Consider the following 11,333-nt stretch of genomic DNA (forward strand, 5'->3'; position numbering starts at 1 on the left):
CGGCTGCTTGCGGTAGGGGTGAACCGTCACCCCATCCACGAGATCGAGCAGCCCCTGGCGGAAACACTCCTCCAGGAAGTCCATCGGGATGCCTGAGGTCGCCGGCGCCACACAGAGCGCTCCGGCATCGGCCTGCCGAATCGCCGGGAACACGGCCTTGGCCAGCTTCATGTAATCATCAACACTCGGCTGCGGTTTCCAGAACCCGATGTTCGGCTCGTTCCACAGCTCCCAAATGATGCCGCGCCCGCGATAGCGCCCGGCCGCCGCCGCCGCGAACCGCGCGAACGCTTGCCGGCCTTCTTCCGTGCGCACGCTCTGGTCGCTTTCGTACAGCGAATTACCGTAGTCCAGGATATACAGCGCGCGTATGCCGCGCTTCTCGAGCCCGTCGGTCAACTGGTCGTAGGGCTCGAAGCCGTAAACGCCCTTCTCCTTCTCGATGGCCGCCCAGGTGAAATCCATCCTGATGAACTTGAACCCGGCGGCCTGAATCATGTCCAGGTCGCGCGCCGGCTCGCCGGTGAAGTGAATGTTGACCCCCAGGCCGTCGGGAACCGCCGGCGACGGGAACTCCCCCGCCGCGGCAATTGAGGCCCACAGCAGCAATAGAATTAGGATGAGGAATATGGTTGTCATCGCCGTCACTCCTTCGCGTTCGCGCCGTGACCGCCGCACACCGGCTTCCGCGATTCCGGGTCGTTGGCGCCCGCGGCTCACTCACGTCACCTTGGAATGCGGATCGCCTATCCTGAGTTATGTCGCAGGGTCGGCGTTCTCCTTCCCTGCCATGTCCGGCGTAAGCGCGCAGATCAAATGGGCAGGGCTTCAGCCGCGGTGTCCCCCTTCGCAGCGCTCGCCATATCTGGACACGCCCACCGGCGGCAGGCGGGAAGCGGGCGTCCGCGCCACACGGCTCTCGCCGCTTGACGCCGCATGACGTCGCTGGTACGATGCGCGCAAACTCAAGTCCGGCGCGGCCGAATCCATCACCGGACAAGCGGCGGCAACTCATGAAGCGGACCCACGACTTATCCCAACTCGATTGGACCCTCACCGGCTGGCATCCGAATTGGTGGCGGTGGGGCCAGACGCCGGACATCCCGGCGGTCCCGGCGCTCGTCCCCGGCTCGGTGCAGCAAGCATTGCTCGACGCCGGGCTCATTGAGGACTGGAACGTCGGCGTCAACTCCCGCCAGTGCGAGTGGGTCGAGAACCGCCACTGGCAGTACGAGGCGGACATCCCCGCCGAGTGGCTCGCCGACGCCCGCGGCGCACGCGTGCTGCTCCGGTGCGACGGGCTCGATTACCAGGGCGCGGTGCTCCTCAACGGCCGCGAGATCGGCCGCTTCCGCGGCGCGCTCGTGCCGCACACGTTCGACCTCACGCGCCACCTCACCGCCGAGGGCAACCGGCTCGCGATTGTGTTCACGGATAACCCCCGCTACCTCGGCCAGATCGGCCACACCTCCCAGATGCGCGAATGGAAGCCGCGCTTCAACTACATCTGGGACTGGGTGACGCGCATCGTGCAGGTCGGCATCTGGGATGCGATCCGTCTCGAAATCCATCGCGGCGACGCGATTGACGGCCTCGCGCTGTACACGGATTACGATCGCCAGGCCGAGCGCGGCAGCATCGCGCTGACTGCCGACCTGGCGCTCAGCGAGGCGCGCGCGGTCGAGGTCATCGTCGAAGGCGAGGAGGGCGAAGTGCTGCGCCAGTCCTTCGCTCCCGCGCCGGATTTCTCTTGTCATGTTGACGGCTTCGCCGTCCGTCCTTGGCACCCCAACGGCAACGGCGAGCAGCGGCTCTACACCGTGCATGTGCGCCTGCTCGACGCCGGCGGCGCCGTGCTCGACGAGGAGACCCGCCGCGTCGGCTTCCGGCAGATCGTGTGGAGGGCATGCGAGGGCGCCGCGCCCGACGCCGAGCCGTGGATCTGCGAAGTCAACGGCGTACCGACCTTCCTGCAAGGCGCCAACTGGGTACCGCCCCACGCCGTATTCGCCGATGTCACTGAGGACGACTACCGCTCACGCTTGAAACTCTACCGCGACCTGGGATGCAACATCCTGCGCGTGTGGGGCGGCTCGGTGCTCGAACGGGAATCGTTCTACGGCCTGTGCGATGAGTTGGGGCTGATGGTGTGGCAGGAGTTCCCGCTCTCGTCATCCGGCCTCGACAACTGGCCGCCGGAAACGAAGCAGGCCATCGCGGACATGCGCGAGATCGCGGCGAGCTACATCACTCGCCGGCAGCATCATCCCTCGCTCATCATTTGGTGCGGCGGCAACGAGCTGATGGGCAGCCTCGACGGCAGCAAGCGCGGCATGGGCAAGCCGGTTGACATCACGCACCCCATGATGGCCGCGCAGGCCGAAGTCGTGCGACGGCTCGACCCGACGCGCAAGTTTCTACCGACCTCGCCCTCCGGACCGCGCGTCGGGGCGTCGGCCGAGGAGTTCGGCAAGGGCGTCCACCACGACGTCCACGGCCCGTGGAAGTGGGACGGCCCGCTCCAGGGCTGGTTCGATTACTGGGATGGGATGGACGCGCTGTTCGTATCGGAAATCGGCTTTCCCGGCGCCGGCCCGGCGGATCTCATCCGGCAGTACGGCGGCGACATGGCCCTGCCCGGCGATTCCGGCAACCCGTTCTGGATGCACACCGCCGGGTGGTGGATTCAGTGGGACGATTACCTGCGCGAGGGCGGCGATCCGGCGGATCTCGATGGCTACGTTGCATGGAGCCAGAAGCGGCAGGCGGAGGCGCTTTCCTACGCCGCGCGAGCCTGCAAGAACCGGTTCCCGCGCTGCGGCGGATTCATCATCTGGATGGGGCACGATTGCTACCCATGCCCGGTGAATACCGCGGCGATTGACTACCTCGGCCGCCCCAAGCCCGCGGCGCGGGCGCTGGGGGAGGTGTTCCGCGCCGCGCCGCGCGAGTCTGCCTGAGCGGTCACGCGTGCTTCCGCTGACCGGACGACCGCTCGGCGGCGACGCGAGGGCCCGAGGTGCTGCAAGCATCAAATGACCATAGACCATCACACCCACACCTACAAGGTCGCCGAGGGCTGCGAGATAAGAGCGGACGTGCACCGCGCGCCGGACGGCGTCACGCGCCCCGGCATCGTGTGGATCCACGGCGGGGCGTTGATCATGGGCCACCGCGGAAACATCAGTGACCGCCAGCGCGACCTCTACGTCAGCGCCGGGTATGTCGTGATCTCGATTGACTACCGTCTCGCACCGGAGGCGAAGCTCGACGCGATCATTGGGGATGTTCGGGATGCGTTCCGTTGGGTGCGCGAGGAGGGCCCGGCGCTGTTTGGCGTTGACCCCCGGCGCCTTGCCGTGATCGGCCACTCCGGCGGTGGCTACCTCGCCCTGATGAGCGGGATGTGCGTCGAACCGCGCCCACGCGCGGTGGTGTCATTCTACGGCTACGGCGACATCGCGGGCGCGTGGTACAGCCGGCCCGATCCGTTCTACTGCCGGGCGCCCGCTGTGACGCGCGACGAAGCCTATGCAGCGGTCGGCGGCCCCGTCATCTCCGCGGCCGACGGGCCGCACCATCGCGACCGCTTCTACCTCTACTGCCGCCAGCAGGGGCTGTGGCCGAAGGAAGTGACGGGGCATGATCCGGATGCAGAGCCGGATGCATTCGACCCATTCTGCCCGGTGCGCAACGTCACTCCCGACTATCCCCCGACCTTCCTGTCGCACGGCACTGCGGATCCCGACGTGCCATACGAGCAGTCCGTCGCGATGGCCGACGCGCTCGCGCGGGCCGGCACCGAGCACGAACTCATAACGATCCCCGACGGCGCGCACGGCTTCGACGGCGCCGACACGCCGGAGGTCGAGGCCGTCTTCGCGCGCGTGTTGGCTTTCCTCGCACATCATCTGAGGTAGAGAGCCAGGGGCGACTACCCGGTCCGCGGCCGACGAATGACCCGCGCGCCGCGACTGAGGGCATCGCAGGCGATTCTTCCGTTCGCACATCATGAACGCGACCGACGAACACGCTGTTGAGTATCGGCCTCCGCGGATTATGGTCGCCTACCACTGGGCGCTCGCGTTCGTGATGCTCGCAGGCGCCGTCGGTCTGGAACTCTACTCGGTGGTGCAGCCGTGGCCGGCACTCGGCGACGCGCGGGCGCAGGCCGGGGTAGTCGCGTTCCTCGGCCTCGCAGTCATCGTCGTCGCTGAGCGTGCGTGGTTCGTCACGTTCACCCGCGTGAGGAGCGATCCCGAAGCGCTGACCGTGCGCGCCCGAGGCGACCGGCTGTCGCGCCTGTTCTGGGGCGCGATCGAGGCCGCGCACACATCGAGCTTTGATGCCTTCCCGTTCGGGCGCTTGAGGATACTGAGGGTCCACGCCCAGGGGCGCACCGTCACCATCCCGCTCGCCCGTCACCCGGCGGATGACGACGTGTTCGCCTCGATCGTGCGGAACGCGCGGTTGGCGCCGACCGACCCGAACTGGCAGAACGATATCCATCACGGTGCATGCGACTGGGTCAAGGTCGGTCGGCGCGAAGCGATCGACGCGCTGAGGATGATGCGCCGGCAAGTGCGGGCGGCAGCCTTCGCGTACGGGGTGCTGCTGTGCGGCTTCCTGCTGCTGTGGGCGACCGCGACAGGCGATTCGTGGCTGGTGTGGATTCTGCTGCTGGCCTTCGCGGTACTCGCATTTGCCCTGTGGCTCGACGGCCGCCGCGGGCGCGGATGACGGTAACGCGCGATACCTAGAGCAACCCCGTGTCCCTCATCCACCCCACCGCCCGCGCGAGCGTCTCCTCCGGCGTGTGCCTTGGCGCGTAGCCCAGGCGCGAGGTGATCTTCGAGAGGTCCGGGCACATGTGCGCCTTGAAGTGGAAGTTCGAGCCGAGGTCCGGCAGTATGTCTGTCGAGTACTCCTCCCAACTGTGCCACTCGATCGGTATCTCGACGCCGTAGATCTCGCCGTACGTCTCGATCAACCGCAGCGCGGTCAGCGCATACCGCGACCCGACGTTGAAGATCTCGCCCGCCGCCGCCTCGCGCTGCTGCGCCGCGAGGAAGAATCCCTGCGCAACATCCTCGGCATCACACGGCCCGATGAGCGTCTGCCCCGGCTCCGGCAAGGGCACCGGCTCGCCCCGCTGATGCGACTGATGCACCTCGATGCTCCGCCCGCCGCGCCCCTCGAGCGGGATCTTCCCCGGCCCGCAGATGTTCGGCGGCATGATCGCCGTGAACGCGACCCCCTCCCCCCGCGCGCGCTCCCGCGTATCGAGCAGTTCCCGGTAGCGAACTGCATACCCCTCAAACGGACACGGCGTCTGCGTCTCTTCCGGCGTCGGCACCACCTGCGGCTCGCCGAACATCCACACCGACCCGCACGCGATGAAATGCGCGCAGAGTCCTCGCACCGCCGCATACGTCCCGGGCACATCAGTCCCCGGAATGTCAATCATCACCTCGGCGCCGATATCGCGCACGCACTTCGCCCATTCCTCGTCGCCGCGCCGATAGTCGCACGTGACCGCTCTCACCTTATCCCACACGCCGCCCGAGGGAATCGGCGTTTGCCCGCGACTGACAACGATGACCTCGCATCCCTCTCTCACCAGCATGCGCACCAGGTTCTGCCCGATGTGCCCCGAACCGCCGATGACGCAAACCTTCATAGTAATCCTCCCGATGGCGATCACGAACCGTCATGCCAAGCGCAGCGAGGCTTGCTCGCCGCTGGCGAGCATCCCGGCCGCGTGACGCACGTCGCTACCGAGATCCTTCGCTGTCGCTCAGGATGACGCGACCCGCACGGCGACTTGCTCCTCATCGCGCAACCACTACCTGCGGCCGTACCCAGTTCGCCCAGTCGTAACGCTCATTGCCCAACGCGTTGACGCGCAGCGTGAGATCAATCGCCTTGCCCGCCCACGCCGACAGATCCACCTCGTGCTCCACCGGCGCCAGGCCGCGCTGCTCGCCCGCCCACACTTCGGCGCCGTCAACCAGGACGGCGAACCGCACTCCGTTCTCCGTCGGGCCGGTGAAGCCCGTGGCGAAACGCAGGACGAGCTTGCCCGCTGCTTCGAGCGCGGGCAAATCAATCCCGTACGTCGCGTCGCCGTCGCCCTCCGCCGGCGGGTGCTGAAAGATCGTCAACAGCACGCGATCGCCCGCCTCGATCGTCTCAGCCCGCCAGTCCAGGCAGTGCTCCCGCCTCGCGTGCCCCATGTTGAGGTACAGATCATAGACCACCGACTGCGGCACCGCCGCATACCTGGCTTCCTGCTCCGTGAGCCATCCCGCCATGTTCTCGCCGCCCTCGCGGACGTGGGTGACGAGGTTCGCCTCGACCACAGCCCGGAAATCGCGCACCACCTGCGCGCCATCCGCCGGGGTCAGCCCGTACCGCTCCGGATAGCTCAACTGCACGTACCACAGCGGCAGGAGCAGACGCGCCACTCGATTCGCGACCTCGGGACTGTTCGCCCTCGTCCGCGCGCGGGTCAGTATCCTCAGCCCGTCCGCGACGAACTCCGGCGTCACCGTGTTCTGCGGATCCCACGCCCCGAAGGCGTGCACATCCGACCTCCTCGCCGCCTCGTCCGTCAACCGCAAGTAACGCAGCACGTCATCCGCCGCCGCGCCGTAGTAGCCGTCGCAGAACTCGAGACGGATCATCTCCGGGTCGCGGCGCGGATCCCACATGAGCTGCGCCGCGAGGTACTGCCGGAGCTCCGCCAGCTCGCCACCCGGGCTCTGGTAGTCCGCCTGCACCATTAGCCCGTTCACCCCGTGCGCGGCATAGAACTTGATATCCCTCGCCAGCCCGTCCAGGTTCTGATTGGGGGCGATGTAATGCGCGAAGTTGGTGGCGTAGTGCCAGATGAAGATGCGCCGCGTGAGCTTGCGCCACTCATCCACGTACCCCGCGAGATTCGCCCCGAGCCCGCACACCTCGAACCCGTGGAAATAGCATCCGCCATGGCACAGGCGAATGATGACGTTGTCGCGCGGCTTGGTGAGCGCCGGAGGCTTCGTCGAGTAGGCGTACGCGAGCGTCTCGATCCACTTCTCGGGATGCTGCTCCTTGACGGCATCCGCGATGGCGTTGACGAAGCGCAGGATCGGCCCGTGCTGCGAGCCTTCCTCGTTCACCACCGCCGTGCAGTTCTCACACTCGCACGCGCCGCCGCCGTCATTCTGCGAAACGTCGAAGATCGGCACCTCCGGATGCTCCTCGATCCATTTCAGAACCTGCTCGGTGGCGATCCTCAGCACGTCCGGGTTGGTCAGGCACAGTTGACCGTGAATCACGGCATTCGTGCGCGTGCCGCCGACCAGGCTGAAGTACTCGGGATGCTCGTCGTAGTACTTCTCCGGCGGCACGAGTTGCCCGAAGCTGTGGACGTAGGGGTGGAACGCAATCCGGCCCCCGACTTCTTCGTCGCATTGCGTCATCGGTCCGTTGAGACGCTGGCGCGTCGCGATCTGCTTGGGGAAGCTGTCGAAGTACAGCGTCTCGCGGTACATGAACGGCGGCGAGTACGCGTAGTCAATCCTTGGCAGCACGACCACCTCGCGCCGCGGCACGACCGTGCAATCGCGCGCGAGGAAACGGACCCCGAGGAAGCGCTCGAGCAGGACATAGACGCTGTAGAGCTGCCCGCGGGCGTCCTCCCCCATCAGGGCGACGTCCCGCCCCGCCGTTCGAATCAACACGCCGTCCTCCGCGAGGCCCGCGAGGTCGCTTGCCGACACGACGCTCGTCGCGCGCCGACTCGGGCCGATGAGGAACGCCGGCCCGTCGCCCGCCGCGCTTTCGCCGACGATCGGCAGCGTCGCCCCCGATATCTCGGCCAGGAAATGCTGAAGTTCGCGCGCCGCATACTCGACCACCGGCTCGGGCTCGTCCGGCGTGACGATGCGGTAGCCGCTTTCACCGTGCGACACGATTTCGAGCGCGGCCGTCGGGTCGGCGCTCACCTCGATGCCCGCCGACGGCAGGATCTCCTCCCAGTGCGTGATGCCGATGATCGGTTTCGCAAACTCGAATGCCTGCTCCCACTGGTCGGTATCGGCGAGGCGGAAGACCTCGTAGATCGGCTTCTTGCGATCGGGATCAGCGAGGCCGCCGTCGTCTTTCCACGTCCACAGCCCCAGGCGCAGGCCGCCTTCCTGCTTGTGGTCAACGTGGCGGTGAAGGATGAAGGCATCAATGCCCGGCGTACGGCTGAGCCGGTAGTAGGCGTACGCGTAAGCGGCGGCCTGGATCTCCTCGCCGTCCGGGCCGTCGGGCGTGTGGAATCCCTGCTCGGAAAGGATGATGCGCCGCGGCGCGCCGTTGCACAGCATCCGCTCCTGCCTCATATACGCGGGCAGCACCTCGATGTTCTTGAACGTCACCTTCGGCGTGTCGTAGCTCGGCACCGCGCGCCGGTCCTGCCACGTGCGCGGTTCCATCAGATTCTCCGGATACGGGTGGAACGCGACGTGCCAGGGGAAGTCCCCCTCCGCCTTCGACCACGCGTTGAGGCGGTCGAGGAAGTCTTTGCCCGGGAACCCCTTGAGCGGATCGCCGCTGTACGCTTCCTTCCAGTGGTGCGTCAGCGACACGTAGATGCGGATCTGCGGGTGGAATCGCCGCGCCGCGAGATCGGCCACGCGCAGCGCGATCCCATAGTCCTGCACGAAATCATCAAGGGGCATGCGCCCGATGTTGTACCATTCCCAGTGCGCCTGCACCTCGTTGCCGATGATGTACCCCGAGACCCAGCCGTGCTCTGCGTCCGGCTCCGAGTAGCGGTTCGCGAGGTACTCGATGGCCGCCCGGTAGTGGCGCAGGCCGCGCTCGTCGGTCGTGTTGAAGGCGCCGAGATGCGTCGGCGCGTTGGCCAGGTCGGTGCTGGGATGGATGAATGGGTTATTCGCATCGGGCTGCGTCGGCACCCCGTTGAGGAGAATCGCGGTGACGTTGATCCCCGCGCCGGTCAGGGGCTTGAACGTCGCATCCAGCGCATTGACGTAGCCGGTGTTGATGTGTATCTCCTCGCCGTCAACCTCCCAGGTCTCCTGCGATGCGCCCGACAGGTCAACGACCGACGGCAGCATGACGTTGATCCCCGCGTGCTTCACCCCAAGGGCGATGGCGTCGTCAACCATCTGCACCTGCAGCCCCTTGATGCTGTCGGGCCACGGCAGTTCAAAGTCGCGCCGCGGCAGGGCGGAGAGGTCATCCACGTAGTGCGCGTTCCCCAGGGCGGCGCCGTCGTGCGCATCCGCGAGTTGAAACTTCGAGAACAGCCGGTCGCGCGCGCCGTCGAAGCGCGGGATCTCGATCGCCGCGCCCGCGCTCTTGCCCTGCCACAGCACCGCCGCATCACCGCCGGGCGCGTAGCGCTCATACGGCCGCAGTTCGACGAGGCGCGCGCCCGTGCCCGGCGGCACGTGCACGCTGACCGCCAGCTTCCCTTGCTCCGCCGCGATCCGCGAGATGCCGATCGCATCCGCGGCCGCCGGCGCCGCCGCGCACAGAGCCATTATCACAACCGCTGCAAGTATGGATAACGTCGCGTGCATCGCGCTTGAGCCTCTCCTCCCGGAAGATGATGCCGCGCGCCCGGCGTGCCTGGCCTCATTGCCCGGAACACCAAGCCGAACCGGACCGACGCGTGCGGCAGGTCATCAACCTGCCGACGATTCCATCTTCGCCGCGCAGCCGGCCGCTTCCCGCCTGGCGCCGGCAGGGCTGCGCGGCGGCTGAGCGAAGATGATGGCGGAGGGTCCCATGAACGGTGCGCTGACCATCGCTCTCATCTGCATTATCCTCACCGCACCCGGGTTCGGGCGCCGCGCCGCGTGCGACGCGCTTTACACCGACGACCTGCGTGACATCGAGGCCTGGCGCCAGATGCCGGACTGGCTCCCGAATCCCAGCGACTCCGCAACGCTCACCCGCACCGCCGACGGCGCCCGTTTTTCCGTTCCCGAGGCCGGGCGCGGCATGAAGTGGCTTCGTTCCGTGAGCCGCATCTGGCTCGACGAAGCGCCCTGGCTCGTTGTCCGTTACCGCGCCGGTAACGTCAAGCGCGTCAACGACTATTTCATCTGGCTCGATGCCGGCGACGGCGTCAATGCCCTGCTGCTCGATCAGTTGAATCCCGACGGGCAATGGCACACACTGGCAGCCGACGTCTCAACGCTCACCGCCGGGGACAACGTAACTGCGATGGCGCTGCAGGTGCAGGCTGAAGCCGGTGACGCGTCCGTCGAAATCGCGTCAATCGCGTTCGCAGAGACTCCACCCGACGACGCCGACATCGTCGGCGAACAGCCGCCGGCCCGCGAGGACTGGACTCTCTCCGAGCACGTCAAAGACAACTGGCAGCCGCAGCCAACCTGGCTCGGGAATCCCGCGGCAAACCACAGCCACGAGCGGCGCGACGACACGGAAGTCTTCGTCGTCGCCGACTCCCACGGCGGCATGAAATGGGCGCTCTACTGTGCCGAGCCTGTCGAGCCCGCGGGCTATCGCTATCTCTCGCTGCGCATCCGCGGGCGCGGCACGGTTGCGGCGGCGGACTACTCGATCTGCGTGCTTGGCGACGCCGCGCCCGACGGCCAGGATTACACCGTCCTCGCGCCGTCCGCGCTCGCCGTCACGGGTGGCAGATGGCGCACTGTGGACCTGCCGCTCGGGACCGCGCGCCGCCATCCCCGGCTCATCGGCCTGGCGGTGCAGGCGCAGGCCGGTGACGGCCCGGCGACCCTCGAGATTGCCGACGTTCGTCTGACCGGCGCCCGCCGGCCGGTGCTGCTCGCCGAGTCGCTCGGCATCAAGCCCGGTTGGCCCGCCGACGCGACGGAGGAGTGGTTGCCCGTTGACCTCGGTTCCGCTGCGACAATGACGGTTGACGAAGCGAAGAGGCGCTTCCGCCTCGCCGACTGGCTCCCGGATGAACGAATCACGATCGAGGCGGTGCCCTTCCACATCCGCCTGGCGGGCAAGGCCGTGGCCGCGACGACGATGGCGGACGAAAGCGAGGCGGTGATCCCGCTCTCCGGCCGCGCGAGCGAGGTGTACCTGCTCGCCCTGGCGCGGTTCGTCGGCGATGAGGAGCATCTCCGCGGCGGCGGCCGCCTCGCGCGCCTCGATGACCCGGATCGCCTGCGCGTCATCCTGCGCTATGCCGATGGCGAGGAGCGTCAGGCACTGCCGCTTCCCGTCCCAGCCGGCGTTCCCGGCGTTGAGGAAGGCGCGCAAGTGCTCGCCGTTCCTGCCGACCCGACGCGCGATCTGGAGCAACTCCGGCTCTACATCGGCACGCC

General features: G+C 67.4%; 7 protein-coding genes. 4 read left to right on the plus strand and 3 right to left on the minus strand.

Annotated features, from left to right (window positions below; genetic code table 11):
• Positions 1 to 639 (minus strand): cellulase family glycosylhydrolase (locus tag JSV65_17880; protein ID UCH34370.1); only part of this gene is annotated, 639 nt, incomplete at its 3' end.
• Positions 640 to 1,013: 374 nt separating this feature from the next.
• Here JSV65_17880 and JSV65_17885 point away from each other — a divergent pair.
• The 3 genes from JSV65_17885 (at position 1,014) to JSV65_17895 (ending at position 4,740) form a co-directional block, all read left to right on the plus strand.
• Positions 1,014 to 2,960, plus strand: coding sequence for a hypothetical protein (locus JSV65_17885; GenBank protein ID UCH34371.1), 1,947 nt, complete (start codon positions 1,014 to 1,016; stop codon positions 2,958 to 2,960).
• 75 nt (positions 2,961 to 3,035) lie between these two features.
• A complete protein-coding gene (locus JSV65_17890) occupies positions 3,036 to 3,920 on the plus strand; it encodes an alpha/beta hydrolase (GenBank protein UCH34372.1) in 885 nt (294 codons plus the stop codon).
• 91 nt (positions 3,921 to 4,011) lie between these two features.
• Positions 4,012 to 4,740, plus strand: a complete 729-nt coding sequence (locus JSV65_17895; GenBank protein ID UCH34373.1) for a hypothetical protein — start codon at positions 4,012 to 4,014, stop codon at positions 4,738 to 4,740.
• A gap of 16 nt (positions 4,741 to 4,756) precedes the next feature.
• On the opposite strand, the gene JSV65_17900 is transcribed toward JSV65_17895, so the two are convergent.
• Positions 4,757 to 5,680: an NAD(P)-dependent oxidoreductase gene (locus tag JSV65_17900; GenBank protein ID UCH34374.1), complete on the minus strand. Its 924-nt coding sequence runs from the start codon at positions 5,678 to 5,680 to the stop codon at positions 4,757 to 4,759.
• A 151-nt stretch (positions 5,681 to 5,831) separates the two neighbouring features.
• Positions 5,832 to 9,584, minus strand: coding sequence for a DUF4838 domain-containing protein (locus JSV65_17905; protein UCH34375.1), 3,753 nt, complete (start codon positions 9,582 to 9,584; stop codon positions 5,832 to 5,834).
• A gap of 208 nt (positions 9,585 to 9,792) precedes the next feature.
• On the opposite strand from JSV65_17905, the gene JSV65_17910 reads away from it, so the two are divergent.
• The coding region (locus JSV65_17910; GenBank protein ID UCH34376.1) for a hypothetical protein at positions 9,793 to 11,333 on the plus strand (1,541 nt) is incomplete at its 3' end.

It is taken from the genome of Armatimonadota bacterium (genome assembly GCA_020354555.1).
In the GTDB taxonomy this organism is placed as follows: domain Bacteria; phylum Armatimonadota; class Hebobacteria.